The sequence below is a fragment of the Morganella sp. HMSC11D09 genome (genome assembly GCF_001807955.1).
In the GTDB taxonomy this organism is placed as follows: Bacteria; Pseudomonadota; Gammaproteobacteria; order Enterobacterales; family Enterobacteriaceae; genus Morganella; species Morganella morganii.
Genome location: NZ_KV791691.1, coordinates 37,602 through 52,731, shown reverse-complemented (window position 1 = coordinate 52,731; position 15,130 = coordinate 37,602). Strand labels below are relative to the sequence as shown.

11 protein-coding genes are annotated in these 15,130 nt (G+C 47.7%); 5 read left to right on the top strand and 6 right to left on the bottom strand.

Going from position 1 to position 15,130, the window contains the following annotated elements:
- Positions 1–629: 629 nt before the first annotated feature.
- Positions 630–1,808, top strand: coding sequence for a M20 metallopeptidase family protein (locus HMPREF3119_RS09815; RefSeq protein WP_032098644.1), 1,179 nt, complete (start codon positions 630–632; stop codon positions 1,806–1,808).
- A 75-nt stretch (positions 1,809–1,883) separates the two neighbouring features.
- Here the strand turns inward: HMPREF3119_RS09815 and HMPREF3119_RS09810 are convergent, their stop codons facing one another.
- Both HMPREF3119_RS09810 and HMPREF3119_RS09805 read right to left on the bottom strand, forming a co-directional pair.
- Positions 1,884–2,861: a LysR substrate-binding domain-containing protein gene (locus HMPREF3119_RS09810; RefSeq protein ID WP_004237948.1), complete on the bottom strand. Its 978-nt coding sequence runs from the start codon at positions 2,859–2,861 to the stop codon at positions 1,884–1,886.
- A 210-nt stretch (positions 2,862–3,071) separates the two neighbouring features.
- The gene (locus HMPREF3119_RS09805; RefSeq protein WP_004237947.1) at positions 3,072–3,383 is read right to left on the bottom strand and encodes a helix-turn-helix domain-containing protein; all 312 of its coding nucleotides are present in this window, start codon (positions 3,381–3,383) and stop codon (positions 3,072–3,074) included.
- Between the two features lie 1,231 nt (positions 3,384–4,614).
- On the opposite strand from HMPREF3119_RS09805, the gene proP reads away from it, so the two are divergent.
- On the top strand, positions 4,615–6,117 hold the full coding sequence (gene proP / locus HMPREF3119_RS09800) for a glycine betaine/L-proline transporter ProP (protein WP_004237946.1): 1,503 nt from the start codon (positions 4,615–4,617) through the stop codon (positions 6,115–6,117).
- Between the two features lie 64 nt (positions 6,118–6,181).
- Complete coding sequence (gene phrB, locus HMPREF3119_RS09795; protein WP_036418262.1) at positions 6,182–7,621, top strand: deoxyribodipyrimidine photo-lyase; 1,440 nt, start codon at positions 6,182–6,184, stop codon at positions 7,619–7,621.
- On the opposite strand, the gene HMPREF3119_RS09790 is transcribed toward phrB, so the two are convergent.
- On the bottom strand, positions 7,618–9,264 hold the full coding sequence (locus HMPREF3119_RS09790; RefSeq protein WP_004237944.1) for a sigma-54 interaction domain-containing protein: 1,647 nt from the start codon (positions 9,262–9,264) through the stop codon (positions 7,618–7,620). The genes phrB and HMPREF3119_RS09790 overlap by 4 nt on opposite strands.
- A gap of 703 nt (positions 9,265–9,967) precedes the next feature.
- On the opposite strand from HMPREF3119_RS09790, the gene megL reads away from it, so the two are divergent.
- A complete protein-coding gene (gene megL, locus HMPREF3119_RS09785) occupies positions 9,968–11,164 on the top strand; it encodes a methionine gamma-lyase (RefSeq protein ID WP_004904656.1) in 1,197 nt (398 codons plus the stop codon).
- A 242-nt stretch (positions 11,165–11,406) separates the two neighbouring features.
- Entirely contained in the window at positions 11,407–12,690 is a 1,284-nt protein-coding gene (locus HMPREF3119_RS09780; RefSeq protein ID WP_004237942.1) for an SLC5/6 family protein, read from the top strand.
- Positions 12,691–13,042: 352 nt separating this feature from the next.
- Here the strand turns inward: HMPREF3119_RS09780 and HMPREF3119_RS19795 are convergent, their stop codons facing one another.
- From HMPREF3119_RS19795 to HMPREF3119_RS09770, 3 genes are all read right to left on the bottom strand, one after another.
- Positions 13,043–13,222 carry a hypothetical protein gene (locus HMPREF3119_RS19795; RefSeq protein WP_243702999.1) on the bottom strand — a complete coding sequence of 60 codons (180 nt, stop codon included), beginning with the start codon at positions 13,220–13,222 and terminating at the stop codon, positions 13,043–13,045.
- Positions 13,223–13,233: 11 nt separating this feature from the next.
- A complete protein-coding gene (locus HMPREF3119_RS19790; protein ID WP_243703002.1) occupies positions 13,234–13,371 on the bottom strand; it encodes a helix-turn-helix domain-containing protein in 138 nt (45 codons plus the stop codon).
- Between the two features lie 559 nt (positions 13,372–13,930).
- Entirely contained in the window at positions 13,931–15,112 is a 1,182-nt protein-coding gene (locus HMPREF3119_RS09770) for an acetyl-CoA C-acetyltransferase (RefSeq protein WP_004237939.1), read from the bottom strand.
- Positions 15,113–15,130 lie beyond the last annotated feature (18 nt).

The window sequence follows — 15,130 nt, the reverse complement described above, 5'->3', positions numbered from 1 at the left end:
CTGCACAGAACAATACCGGCCTGCTCTGTGTGTTTATCCTGTCATTTCAGTGTAGCCCGGGCGCGCCGCAGATAAAACCACCAGTAATAAGGTAAATTTTCAGCACTAATTCAGGATATTGCCGGAGATCCGGCGGAATAATACAAAAATGGCTGCAAGGATATATAAATACACTTTTCTTAATTTCTGTTTAATAATATTAATATTATTGTTATTTCGGGTGGCGAATTTATATTTCACGCAGAATAAAAATAAAAAATCAGGAAACCAGGGCTTATATAACATATTGATATTAATAAATAATATAATATGATTTTATCACGGTGATATTATTTTTTACCGATATCATCCTTATTATTCATGCACCATGAAATACTGATATGATATAAACACGATCTCCGTCACGCTCACTTTTTTAATACTGACGTTAAAATCCCTCCTGCAAATAATAACGAAAACAGCTGCTGACAGAAACCCGCCGGTTCCGGAAGGCAGACTTTTTTTCGTAAAAATAAAATGTACTCATGTTGCGCCGGCGCTGTGGTATGACCGGTTTCCGGTCATACCCGCGCTTACATCAGGGATTCTTTATCAGCACACAAACCGGTTTCAGTTACGGGGTAAATGTAATGACCAATAAATACAATGTCAGTGAAAAACTCTTTGCGCTTGAGGCGTTCAGCAAGAAAACGCGCCAGGATTTACATAAAATCCCTGAGCTGTCCGGTGAAGAATATAAAACCTCAAAATACTGCCGCGAACTGATGGAAAGCTTCGGCTACACCATCCGTCAGTTTGAGGGATACACCGGCTTTACCGCTGAACTGACCGTCAATCCGGCATACCGCCTGATTGCTTACCGCACCGACATCGACGGCCTGGAAATGCCGGACATGACCTGCAACGAGCACAGTTCCGTACACGAAGGCTGCGCCCACAACTGTGGTCACGACACCCATATGACCATCGCGCTGACTGCGGCAAAATACCTCAGCGAACACCGCGATGAACTGACACACAATGTCCGTTTTGTCTTCCAGATGGCGGAAGAAGATATGCGTGTGCCGGGTGCGGATAAAATGGTGGAAATGGGCTGCATGGACGGTGTGGATGAAGTCTACGGGCTGCATAACGACGCCGCGATTGAAACCGGCTGCATCCGTTTTAACGCGGGTGTGATGTCTTCTTACGGCTCCGCCTGGACGCTGGATGTACACGGTGTTTCCGCGCACGGCTCCACGCCGCACAAAGGGCTGGATGCTATCCGCGAAGCCACCCGTATCATTGATTACATGGATTATATCGTCGCCAAGAAAACCGATCCTTTCAGCCCGGCTGTTTTCGGCTGCGGTATGATCAACGGCGGTACCATCCCGAATGCGCTGGCTGATTATGTGCAGGCACGCGGCACCATCCGTTCTATGGATGAAGAAACCGATAAAATCTTAAAAGCCAGCTTTAAAGAGATTGTTGCCCGCAGTGAAGCCGGTGGTTTTAAAACCACACTGGAAGCCTGCGGTTACCCGGCCGTAATTAACCATCCGCAGGCAGCGGAAGTCATTAAAAACGCGGCAGCGGCCTTCTTACCGGCTGAAAATATTGACTCAAACGGTAAGCCGATGACCGGCAGTGAAGATTTCAGCTATATGATTAATGCCACCAAAGACAGATTAGGTGCCATGTATTTCCTCGGCAGCGGTAACAAAGCCAAAGGAATTAATAACTATCTGCATGCCAATCCGTATTTTGTTGATGACGATTGCCTGCTGATCGGTGCGCAAATCTTTATTAATATTGCCACCCGCTAAAAAAGATTACACACAGCAAACACAAAGCCCGGTAACAGACGTTACCGGGCTTTTTTTATCCGGAATACAAAGGAATCAGAGCTCAGGCAATGCGCGGTAAAGCCGGTCACGGGCTTTAGGATCAACCGGCAGCCACTGTTCCGGCTGGTGAATATAATTCAGGTCAAGATGCGGCGCATAACAGGAAATAAAGTCATACATATAATCCTTCAGATGTGTATGACGGCTGATACAAATATGGGTATAGCTCGGTTTCACCAGATTACCGATATTAATACAGCGCAGTGAGTCACTGTCTTCCGCCGGATCAAACGCCACGGTGGAAATAACACCGACACCCGCTCCGCGCTTCACATAGAATTTAATAATTTCCGTATCGACCGCGGTTAATACCACATTCGGCGTCAGGTGGTTCTGATAAAATACCTGATCCAGCTTGGAACGGCCGGTGAATCCGAATACATAGGTGATCAGCGGATAATGAGCCAGCTCCTGAATCGTCAGCTGCTCATTCTGTGCCAGCGGGTGATCGTGCGGTACAATCGCACTGCGGGACCACTGATAGCACGGCAGTGTCAGTAAATCGTCATACAGATGCAGGGATTCGGTGGCGATTGCAAAATCCACATCCCCGTTTTTCACCATTTCCGCCAGCTGTGCCGGAGCACCCTGATGGAAATGCAGCGAAATGTTCGGGTAACGCGCATTAAAGCGTTCAATCACTTTCGGTAATTTATAACGGATTTGCGTGTGGGTGGTGGCAATACGGAGATTCTGTTTTGTCGTGGTATCTTCGTGTGATACCAGACTTTTAATTTTATCAAACTGCGCCAGAATATCGCAGGCAACACGATGAACTTCTTCACCAATCGGACTGAGCGATAATAAGTTATTATTTTTCCGGTTGAATAAAGAAACGTTCAGTTCATCTTCAAGAATTTTAAGCTGCTTGCTCACTGTCGGCTGCGAGGTATACAGCTTCTCGGCGGCATTCGTGATATTAAAGTCACTCCTGACCACCTCAACAAAACTTTTGAGCTGATTAATGTTCATTGCTTATTTATCCAGTTATAAAACGGATTCAAAATATTAAAATTATTAATAAACAGGGTTATAAGAGTAATACAACATGCTGTGTATCAGGATGATAGCACAAGGCGGGTGATGAAGAAATAAACACGTCCCGCAAAAAGCGGTATCCGTTATTAGCGGGCTAATAACGGATTTTTGAGATGAGATTCAGTATCACTCAATATCACGAAATTACATCAGTTCAGATTCGACCGGCAAAATAACGGTTTCTGCTTTCCAGGATTCCCGTTCATTTCCGCTGTCGCGTTTACCCCGGCCTTCAATCTCGGTGAAGAACCAGCCAACCGGTACTTCAAAGATATCCGCAATACGGACTAAACAATCCACATCAACACGGTTTACACCACGTTCATAACGTGACATCTGCTGCTGACTGATTTCAATCATTTCAGCCAGTCTTGCTGCAGTAATGCCGTGATCTTTTCGTAACACCTGAATTTTTTGCCCGACGGCGCGTGCTATCGAGTTTTTTGCTTTGGTCATGTCGCTATCCCTCACATATGGCTGTGATAACCATCAGATTCCTCTCTGATGACTAACAAAAATATGCGTTTATTAAAGAAAGTGGACCAATTGATATTCACAAAGTTTTACTCTTTGTTGTTGTTTTAACTGCCGCATGTATGTACTTATGCAAACCAGCCTCGTACACATGTTGAAACACATATTACATATTCATTTACCAAATTGAAACCTGCCACTCAGACACCTAACGAATTGTAAAAAAAAGAATTATTCGGTGTCCGAAAGAGTGATAACCCTATGTATTATAGTATATTTACCTTTTCTTTCACCCCCGTACCAGGTATAAACCACTAAAAATAAAATGACTCATTAGTGGTATAAAATAGTAATTATTTAGCTTTAATAGAGTAACAAACCACAATTAAATGGAAAAAAAACGATATATCTTGAAACATTTATATCTTTCTTAAATTGCTGTTGGCAGATATCACTGCATGATTTTCATATTCAGCAGATAACACCAAAGTTTATCTTATTATTACGTAAAGAAATCATTGAGGACTGTGATTATGCGTTAATTACATCAGATGTAATTATCAGGAAAACGCATACAGAAAATTGAGAAATCAGGTGAAACATACTGATAACATTGTCTGTTTTCTGAAACCGCCCTATATATTGCTTAAATTTAAACCACTCACATTATAATTATGCTGATAATTTAAAATACATCGGATTGTGATACTAAACATGTTCCGTTTCACACAACAAAATATGCTGAAAAGCATCCGTTTAAGATGCCTTATTTCCGGGGTGATCTGCACTTCCGTTGATTTTTCAGAAAAAAATAGCATTGAACATTTTACGATGCAGAGAAGTTAAATGCCAAATACACGATATTAATCAGTACAAAAACCCACTAATTTTACAAAAAATATGATTTATGCTAAATTAGGTGACCTCGTTTCAAAACAAAGGTGCTTTTTTTGGTTATTACAACACAATACTTTCCTATTCTTCCTGTCCTGTCTGCGGTTTCCTGTACCGTCTGCCGTTAGCGTCACATATTCAACAATCAATCTATTTAACGGGAAACATGAATACGGGAAAAAATACGTATTTATACTTACCAATTTAGTATTAAACATCTCCTGCTGCCGATGAATTCACTATCACACAAAAAGTCATTGCAGATTTGAGTGAAATCTCAGTTACGTGAATCCCCGTCATAAAACAAAAGGATACAACGATGAGACGCAAGAAAACAAAACAAAAACCTTTAAATATCAATGACATTACTATCATTGATGATGGAAAATTAAAGAAAGCCATCACCGCCGCCTCTCTGGGTAATGCCATGGAGTGGTTTGATTTCGGGGTCTACGGCTTCCTGGCGTATGTACTGGGTCAGGTCTTCTTCCCTTCCGCCTCCCCGGGCATACAGATGATCGCGGCGTTAGCGACGTTCTCCGTACCGTTTTTGGTACGTCCGCTGGGCGGGGTCTTTTTCGGCATTATGGGCGACAAATTCGGCCGCCAGAAAGTGCTTTCCGTCACCATCATTATTATGGCTGTCAGTACCTTCTGTATCGGTCTAATCCCGTCTTATGAAAGTATCGGGATCTGGGCACCGGTGCTGTTACTGCTGGCAAAACTGGCTCAGGGTTTCTCCGTGGGCGGTGAGTATTCCGGTGCAGCTATCTTTGTAGCGGAATATTCACCGGATCGTAAACGCGGATTTATGGGCAGCTGGCTGGACTTCGGCTCGATTGCCGGTTTCGTCTGCGGTGCCGGTGTGGTGGTGCTGATCTCCAGTATTCTCGGTGAGGAAACCTTCCGTGAATGGGGCTGGCGTATCCCGTTCTTCCTGGCGCTGCCGCTGGGCGTTATCGGCCTGTATCTGCGTCATGCCCTGGAGGAAACACCGGCTTTCCAGCAGCATGTTGAGGATATGAAAAATGCCAACCCGGAAACCGGCGAAGATAAGCCCCGCGTTTCACTGCGCAGCATTGCCTCACAGTACGGTAAGGGTCTGATGATTTGTGTCGGGCTGGTGATTGCCACCAACGTCACTTATTACATGCTGCTGACCTATATGCCGAGTTATCTGTCGCATAACCTGAATTACAGTGCGGATCACGGTGTGCTGATTATTATCGCGATTATGATTGGCATGCTGTTCGTACAGCCTCTGATCGGGATGATGAGTGACCGCATCGGCCGTAAACCGTTTGTCCTCGCGGGCAGTATCGGGTTATTTGTGCTGGCCATTCCGGCATTTATGCTGATTAACAGTGGTGTCATCGGCCTGATTTTCTTAGGCTTACTGATCCTGGCGGTGCTGCTTAACTGCTTTACCGGTGTGATGGCCTCTATTTTACCGGCCATTTTCCCGACAAAAATCCGTTACAGTGCACTGGCTATCTCATTCAATATCTCAGTGCTGATTGCCGGTGCCACCCCGACCGCCGCCGCCTGGCTGGTCGAGGCGACCAATAATCTGTATATGCCGGCCTATTATCTGATGGTGATTGCCGTTATCGGGATGATTACCGCGATTGTGATGAAAGAAACCGCCAATAAGCCGTTACGCGGTGCCACACCGGCCGCATCTGACCGCGCGGAAGCCAAAGAGATTTTGCTCGAGCATTACGATAATATCGAACACAAGATTGAGGCGATTGATGAGGAGATTGCCGCGTTGCAGAAACGCCGTCAGTCACTGATTGATCAGCACCCTAAACTGGACTGATGTCCTGCTCAGGCCCGCCTCTCCGGATGCGGGCCCTTTTATTGTTTATGCGGGAGGTAAAGTTATGACGGATTCAGCACCGGCCGTTGTCTGGCTGCGGCACGATCTGCGGCTGACAGATAACACGGCGCTTTACGCCGCCTGTCAGGCACACCGGCAGGTAAAACTGATTTTTACACTCACGCCGGGACAGTGGGAGCAGCACGCTATGTCCCCGTCACAGCAGGCGCTGATTTTCTGTCAGCTGCACGCGCTGAACACATCCGCAGCCGCACTCGGGATCACCCTGCATGTGCAGCCGTGCCATACCTTTGAGGATGCCGCTGACTGGCTGGCCGCGTGGTGCCGCGAACATCGTATCCCCGCTGTCTATGTCAATAAACAGTACGGGCTGAATGAACAGCGCCGTGATGCCCGCTTTGCCGCGCGTCTGCCGGACACCTGCCGCTTTTATGCCTTTGATGACAGTGTCCTGCTGCCGCCGGGCAGTGTGAGCACACAACAAGGCGGACTCTACAAAGTGTTCACCCCGTTCCGGCGCGCATTTCTCACCGCACTGATGCAGACCACCGTCCGCGTGCTGCCGGTACCGGAGGCCAAAGGCCAGCCGGTCTCCCCGGCACCGCTTAATCTGCCGCAGCAGGAGCATGCCCTCTTCCCTTCCGGAGAAGAGGCCGCACTGCAGCGGCTGGCGGATTTTTGTCAGAAACAGGCTGCGGATTACAAAACAGAACGGGACTTTCCGGCGATTGACGGCACCAGCCGCATCTCCGCGTATCTCGCCACCGGAATTTTGTCCCCCCGCCAGTGCCTGAGCCGTCTGCGCCTGCATTTCCCGATGGTCGCTGATGAGCCGGAAAGCGGCGCTTATACCTGGCTCAGTGAGCTTATCTGGCGGGAATTTTATCTGCATCAGCTGGCACAGCACCCGGATATCAGCCGTCACCGCCCGATGCAGCGCTGGACAGAGTCCATTATCTGGTCACCGGATAACAGCGGGCTGCTTGCCTGGCAGCAGGGTAAAACCGGGTTCCCGCTGGTCGATGCGGCCATGCGCCAGCTGAATGAAACCGGCTGGATGCATAACCGCCTGCGGATGATCACGGCCAGTTTTCTGGTCAAGGATTTACTGACTGACTGGCGGCGCGGCGAGCACTATTTTATGTCACAGCTGATTGACGGTGAATTTGCCGCCAATAACGGCGGCTGGCAGTGGGCGGCCTCCACCGGTCATGATTCGGTGCCGTATTTCCGGATTTTCAACCCGGTCACGCAGGGAAAACGGTTTGATCCGGACGGCAGCTTTATCCGCCGCTGGCTGCCGGAGCTGGCAGAAGTACCTGCGAAATACATTCATACACCCCATGAATGGGCGGAGAAAAATCAGCGTGAGATTGATTATCCGAAACCGGTGGTGGATCACCGGATGGCGAGGATCCGCGCTATCGATGCTTACGAAACCGCCCGCCGGACCGCTGCCGGCGGGGATGATAATCCGTATTAATCTGTTTTGTCTGCTGACCGGCGCACAGTGCTGTAGGTCAGCAGATGCTCCAGATTATAGTAACGGGCTTTATTCAGTACGGTGGTGTGAGACATCCCGATTTCACGGGACACTTTGCGGGCCGAACCGTAGCGGCGCAGATAATCTTCCAGCAGGCTTTTTTCCTGCCGCGCAAGAGACTCTTTCAGGTTGATATCTTCCTGCACCGGCAATACCGCAGGGGGTATTTCCGTTTTCGGTACCGGCTGCGGCCTGAGCACCGGAGAGGCCATCACTTCCTCATGGGGCAGCCACAGATCCCCGACGGTAATTTCCCGGCCGGAAGCCAGATGGATGGCCCGCAAAATCACGTTTTGCAGTTCCCGCACGTTACCCGGCCAGGAATAGGCCATTAACTGGTGATATGCATCCTGGGACAGACTGAGCTGTTTATTCAGCTCTGTCGTGTATTTGCTGATAAAGCGCTGCAGTAACAGCGGGATATCCGTCTTCCGCTCTTTCAGCGGCGGGATATTAATCGGGATCACGTTGATCCGGTAATAGAGATCTTCACGGAACGATTTGTTCTCGATCATCTCTTCCAGATTCCGGTTGGTGGCGACAATGATCCGCACATCCACCGGGATCTCTTTGTGCCCGCCGACGCGGCGGATCACGCCTTCCTGTAATACCCGCAGTAATTTACTTTGCAGGATAAGGGAAAGCTCGCCGAATTCATCCAGAAACACGGTGCCGTGGTTGGCGGATTCAAACAACCCCATCTTTCCGCCCTTGCTGGCGCCGCTGAACGCGCCGCCCTCATAACCGAACAGCTCACTTTCAATCAGGTTTTCCGGCAGTGCCGCACAGTTAATCGGCGCAAACGGGTGAGCGCTGCGGTCGCTGGCGTTATGAATGGCGCGGGCAAACAGCTCTTTACCGGTACCGGTTTCACCGCGGATCAGTACCGTATACGGGCTTATTGAGATTTTTTTAGCGAAATCAATCAGGTTCATCATGATTTCGCTTTCACAGATAATGTCATCAAAGCTGAACGGCAGGCTTTTATTCACCGAAGACGCCATTTGCTGCACTGAGCGCAGACTCTTGAAGGTGATAACCGCCCCCATCACCTGAGACTCTTCACTCAGAATCGGACGGCCGGAGCAGATATAGTACAACTCCCCTTTCGGCGTACTGGTGACCATCTGATAGTGATCGAAACTGTTGCCGCCGAGCAGTTTGGTGAGCACCGACTGGTTTTTGCCGCTGAGAATTTTGCTGATATTGACGCCGACAATATTTTCCCGTGAGATCGAGAAAAAGTCTTCCGCCACTTTGTTGAAGTAGTTGATATTACCCTGATTATTGATACCGATAATGCCGTCCGTGGTGGATTCCAGAATCGCCTGTAATTCTTTTTCTTTACGCTCGTAGGGCTGTAATTTGGAACGGGTGACACTGATAACATCAGGATTAAGCAGGAGTTTGCTCAGCAGCAGCTTAACATCCCGCTCGCACTCCGTATTGAATTTGACATAAATTTTGCACGGAAAGACTTCCATGGAATTAATGCTGATTTCGGAGGCCGAAAATTCATTGATGACTTCTTCCACCATGGCGACGCGGTCAATGGTATTAATTAACCATCTATATGCAGACATGTGATTAGTCACTCCCGGTTAGTGTATGTAGTGCTCATTTTTCACCCACCCGACCAGGGTTAACCCATCTTAGGTAATCACTGAGAGGTGAACAAAGGGCGAAATACAACAAAATAGTGCGCAATAAAAAAACCATATGATAAGTAGCCTTATCATACAGAGTGTAATTGTTATTTTGGGTTTTGTTACGTTACTTACTATAAACAAGTTCAGTCGGCTTGTACCCGCCAGATATCTCAATTCTATGAAAAAAAGTCCGCAGATTGTCAGGTTTACACCTGCATTTATTGGAGTGGCAAATCATTAAACGCGCGGTAATTAATGGAATTGATTATTCATGGCTTTGATCATTATCAACCGCCGGACGTATCGATTCAGGAAAAAATTTAAAAAGAGATCTGGATCACCCTTCCCTTTTGGGGCTATAATGTGACGCAAGTCCGGTTTTATCCCTCAATGTGATTAACCTCACTATCAGAAAGTGGCAACTTACTGTCAACTTTCTTTCCACTTTGTCATTTTTACTTACAGTCCGCTTTCCACTTCCTCCGCACTGACTTTGTCTAATCTATACCTTAAAATTATTTATCTCTTTTAATTCAATGTGTTATAAAAATAACTCCTGAGTTGGCACGGCTATTGCTTTTATTACTGCAACAACAACACATGTTGGCATAATAAAAAATTATTCTTTGGAGGATTTATGCACGATTATACGAATAAAGGTTATGACACTAAGATTGTTCACGCTGGCCAGCAGGCTGATCCACTGACTGGTGCGTTATCAACCCCAATCTATCAGACCTCTACATTCGTCTTCGACAGCGCAGCACAAGGGGCAGCACGTTTCGCATTAGAAGAAGAAGGTTATATCTACTCACGTTTAGGTAACCCTACTAACGCAGCATTAGAAGAAAAAATGCGTGTACTGGAAAACGGCGAAGCAGCTCTGGCGACTTCTTCCGGTATCGCAGCTATCTCTACCACTATCCTGACTATGTGCGGCCAGGGCGACCATATCGTTGCTTCTGACACTCTGTACGGCTGTACTTATGCTCTGCTGTCTCACACCCTGCCTAAATTCGGTATCGAAGTCACTTTCGTTCGTGCAAATGACCCTGCGAACATCAAAGCGGCGATGAAACCAAACACCAAAATGGTTTACGTCGAAACTCCGGCTAACCCGACTCTGGCAATGATCGACCTCGAAGCAGCGGCAAATGTTGCTCACGAAGGCGGCGCAATGCTGGTTGTGGATAACACCTTCATGTCTCCGTACTGCCAGCGTCCTCTGGAATTAGGTGCAGACATCGTGGTTCACAGTGTGACCAAATACATCAACGGCCACGGCGACGTTATCGGTGGTGTGATTGTCGGTCCTGCTGACTTCCTGGTTCCTGCCCGTCTGGTTGGTGTTAAAGACATCACCGGTGGTGTAATGAGCCCGTTCAACGCATGGTTAACCCTGCGCGGTCTGAAAACACTGCACGTCCGTATGGAACGTCACTGCTCTAACGCAATGAAAGTGGCTAAATATCTGGAATCTAACCCGAACGTAGAAGCAGTATTCTACCCTGGTCTGCCGTCTCACCCGCAGCACGAGTTAGCGAAAAAACAGATGAGCAACTTCGGCGGTATGATCAGCTTTGAAATCAAAGGCGGTATCGAAGCAGGCCGTAAAGTGATGGACTCTGTTGAGTTATGCATGCTGGCAGTAAGCCTGGGCGATACTGAAACTCTGATTCAGCACCCTGCATCAATGACTCACTCTCCGGTTCCGGCTGAAGAGCGTCTGAAAGCAGGTATCACCGATGGTCTGATTCGTATCTCTGTCGGTCTGGAAACACCTGAAGACATCATTGCTGACCTGGAACAGGCTATTGCGAAAGCAGTTGCTTAAGACCAGAGCGGAAAATTAAGTCCTGCAGTATGTACTCACCTCATTTGCCGTTAACACACAGACGGGGTGAGTACACGAAGCACGCGGAAAAATTCATTGAGAGCCACTCTGAATTCTCTCCGGCGTGCTTTTTAAGTATTTAACAGGTTATTTTTAGCGGTAATAAAAAGAACAACGCAGTGCTGAAATTTTTTAGAAACCATAATCACAATAAATTATTATGAAAACCAAGGGGGCTTAGTATGGCGGACATGACCTCAACCGAGAATTCCGCGAAAGCGCTGGGCAAAATACCATTTACAATGTATGACGCCGGCTGGGTAGTACTTTGTATTGGTATGGCGATCGGTGCCGGTACCGTTGTAATGCCGATTCAGATCGGTCTGAAAGGTATTTGGGTATTTATTTTAGCTTTCATGATTGCGTATCCGGCAACCTATATGTTGCAGAAGCTGTACATGAATACGCTGTCTGAAAGTGAAGAATGTGAAGACTACACAAACATAATCACACAGTATCTGGGCAGTAACTGGGGTGTGGCGCTGGGGGTTATTTACTTCCTGATGCTTATCCACGGTATCTTTATTTACTCTCTCTCTGTTATTTTCGACAGTGCCTCTTATCTCCATACGTTTGGTGTTACAGAGGGTGTGCTTTCAAGCTCACTGATCTATCGTGTGGCTGTCTTTGCCGCGCTGATTTTCATTGCCTCCAAGGGCGAGAAACTGCTGTTTAAAATCTCCGGTCCGATGGTTATCGTCAAAGTCGGTATCATTGTATCGCTGGGTCTGGTGATGATCCCTCACTGGGATTTCAATAACATCACTGCATTCCCGCCGATTGGTGACTTTACCCGTGACGTGCTGCTGACTGTACCGTTTGCGTTCTTCTCTGCGGTCTTCGTTCAGATTCTGAACCCGATGAATATCGCGTACCGTAAACTGGAATCAGACAAACGTGTTGCCACCTACCGTGCTATCCGCGCTCACCGCGTGGCCTATATCACCCTGGTGACAATCATCCTGTTCTTCTCATTCTCCTTTACGTTCTCTATCAGTCATGAGCAGGCCGTATCCGCGTTTGAACAGAACATTTCTGCACTGGCTATTGCTGCTCAGGTTATCCCGGGCGCGGTCGTGAGTGTGATGACCACCGTTCTGAACATCTTTGCAGTTCTGACAGCATTCTTCGGTATCTATCTGGGCTTCCAGGAATCAGTGAAAGGCCTTGCGGTTAACATCCTTTCCCGCTTCATGGATAAAGAGAAAATCAACCACACCGTATTAAACATCTGTATCTCTGTCTTCATCGTTGCATTACTGACTGCATGGGTGTCAACAGGGTTCTCCGTGGTTGTCTTCTTCCAGATTGGTAGTCCGTTATACGCTATCGTTTCCTGCTTAATTCCTGTTTACCTGGTATTCCGTGTCGCGAAACTGAAAAAATTCAAAGACTGGAAAGCCTGGTGTGTTATGGGCTTCGGTATCCTGCTGCTCATCGCACCGTTCTTCAAATACCTTGAGTGACGGGTAAGAGAAAACAGGCCATCCGTCGGTGCCCCGCACTGACTGAAATAAAGTAAAACCAGGAACCGGTCACAGCACCGGTTCCGGAAAGTTAAAAAACTCAGCACCGCAGTCTGAATAAAAAAACCTCTGTCCTTCTGACCAATATATTATTAAGTTCCTTGATTGGTTAGCATATTGCGGGAGATATCATCTCCCGCTTTTTTTCGTCTGAAATTTGTCCCGGTGCTGCTCTGTCATCTGTATTACAGTTTTGTTTCTGCCGGATGGCGGGCACGGCAAACCCGTACAGTAATCCGCAAATCAGCTGTACTGGTCTGTCTTTTTTATTTAAAAGCGGAAATTATGGTGATTAAAAATCGCGCGGGGAAATAATACTGTCCGCAATAAGGCTCATCCGGATTTCCTGAATATCCCCTTCTTCATTTTCATAAAGAATGTCATCCAGCCCGGTGCCGGTCATATTCATTTCCTCAAAGAAACGACCCGGAGTGAGTTTAAAGGCCAGACTGACACGCAACAACGTATCCACATCAATACGGTTTACCCCCGCTCATAACGCGAGAGCTGCTGCTGGCTAATCCCTATTCTGTGTGCCAGCTGCTTTGTGGTTAAACCTGCATTGGTCCGGTATTGTCTGATAACCTGTCCGATAGCTTCGGATATCGCATATTTCTTCATCATTAATCAATAACCCTATAAAGACCATCACTAAAATTCCTTATTTAGCTCACTGATCATAGAAAAAACACTTAAAACTATAAGTAGTTTATCGTACATAGGGCCATTTTTGAAAAACCAAAGGTTATGCTGTTTGTGAGTACATGAGGGGGTAAATGAGACTGAATGTTTCGATATATTTCGCCTTTAAAATCATAGTGTAACGAAATAATATTACAAAATATTAATCGATTGAAAGTACAATGAATTAGTAGAATAAGTGTTATATACCAAATAATTAGAAAAAAAATATGTTTTCACTCCATTCAAATACAAATTCCGAGTTTTTACAGGATGTGAAAAAGTGTGTTTGATCCCACACATCGGATTTCAGCATAATAGGTTGATGACTCATCCTAATATGAACAGCAAACCGCAGTTAATAAATTAAATTAATGTAAATATTTTACACGAAAAATTAACTTAATTCGAATTTTGTCAGAAACACAGAAACCGGCACAAAAAAGCCGGTGACAGTTACCCTGCCACCGGCTGAATATCCGCCTGTTATTTCACCGGATTACAGACGTTCAATCACCATCGCGATCCCCTGCCCGCCACCGATACAGAGTGTCGCCAGACCGGTGGTTTTATTCTGAGCCTGTAATGCATGCAGCAGTGTCACCAGGATACGGGCACCACTCGCACCAATCGGGTGACCCAGGGCAATCGCCCCGCCGTTGATGTTTACTTTGTCAGGATCAAAACCCAGGTCACGGCCGACCGCGAGAAATTGGGAGGCAAATGCTTCGTTGGCTTCGATAAGATCGATATCCTTCAGTGACAGCCCCGTTTTCTCCAGCACTTTCCGCGTGGCCGGAACCGGCCCCAGCCCCATCATCGACGGTGAAACCCCGCCGGAGGCATAACCCCGGATGCGGGCAAGCGGTGTCAGTCCCAGTGATTTAGCACGGGTTTCCGTCATCAGCATCAGAGCTGCCGCACCGTCATTGATACCGGAGGCATTACCGGCAGTCACCGTTCCCGCTTTATCAAAGGCCGGGCGCAGTTTCGCCAGCCCTTCTGCCGTTGATCCGGCTTTCGGGAATTCATCGGTATCCACCACGATATCCCCTTTACGGCTTTTCACCGTCACCGGCACGATTTCAGCCTTAAAGGCGCCGCGCTCAATCGCGCTGACGGCTTTCTGCTGTGATGACAGTGCCAGTGCATCCTGCTCTTCGCGGGTCAGGTTATAGGCTTTGGCGATGTTCTCCGCTGTGATCCCCATGTGATAGTTATTCTCGGCACATAACAGCCCGTCACGCAGAATCACATCATGCACTGCACCGTCGCCCAGGCGGTAACCCCAGCGGGCACGGCTGTCGAGCAGATACGGCGCCTGACTCATATTTTCCGTGCCGCCCGCGATAATAATGTCCGCGTCACCGCTGCTGATCGCCTGTGCGCCCAGCGCAACACTCTTCAGGCCGGAGCCGCACACTTTATTGACGGTGAAAGCACAGGCGCTTTCCGGTATACCGCTGCGCAGCAGGATCTGGCGCGCAGGGTTCTGTCCGAGTCCGGCCTGTAGCACGTTCCCCATAATCACTTCATCCACCAGCCCCGGTTCCAGCTGCGTTTTTTTCAGTAACGCGCTGACCACTGCCGAGCCGAGTTCCACGGCACTGACACCCGCCAGTGCGCCGTTAAAGTTGCCGATTGCGGTACGCACGGCACTGACAATAACGATATTTTCCATTGCGAAATCCTTACTGTT

Excerpts from the sequence above, each read along its gene's own strand:
- HMPREF3119_RS09815 (WP_032098644.1), top strand. The coding sequence starts at position 630 with ATGACCAATAAATACAATGTCAGTGAAAAACTCTTTGCGCTTGAGGCG.
- HMPREF3119_RS09810 (WP_004237948.1), bottom strand. The coding sequence starts at position 2,861 with ATGAACATTAATCAGCTCAAAAGTTTTGTTGAGGTGGTCAGGAGTGAC.
- HMPREF3119_RS09805 (WP_004237947.1), bottom strand. The coding sequence starts at position 3,383 with ATGACCAAAGCAAAAAACTCGATAGCACGCGCCGTCGGGCAAAAAATT.
- proP (WP_004237946.1), top strand. The coding sequence starts at position 4,615 with ATGAGACGCAAGAAAACAAAACAAAAACCTTTAAATATCAATGACATT.
- phrB (WP_036418262.1), top strand. The coding sequence starts at position 6,182 with ATGACGGATTCAGCACCGGCCGTTGTCTGGCTGCGGCACGATCTGCGG.
- HMPREF3119_RS09790 (WP_004237944.1), bottom strand. The coding sequence starts at position 9,264 with ATGTCTGCATATAGATGGTTAATTAATACCATTGACCGCGTCGCCATG.
- megL (WP_004904656.1), top strand. The coding sequence starts at position 9,968 with ATGCACGATTATACGAATAAAGGTTATGACACTAAGATTGTTCACGCT.
- HMPREF3119_RS09780 (WP_004237942.1), top strand. The coding sequence starts at position 11,407 with ATGGCGGACATGACCTCAACCGAGAATTCCGCGAAAGCGCTGGGCAAA.
- HMPREF3119_RS19790 (WP_243703002.1), bottom strand. The coding sequence starts at position 13,371 with ATGAAGAAATATGCGATATCCGAAGCTATCGGACAGGTTATCAGACAA.
- HMPREF3119_RS09770 (WP_004237939.1), bottom strand. The coding sequence starts at position 15,112 with ATGGAAAATATCGTTATTGTCAGTGCCGTGCGTACCGCAATCGGCAAC.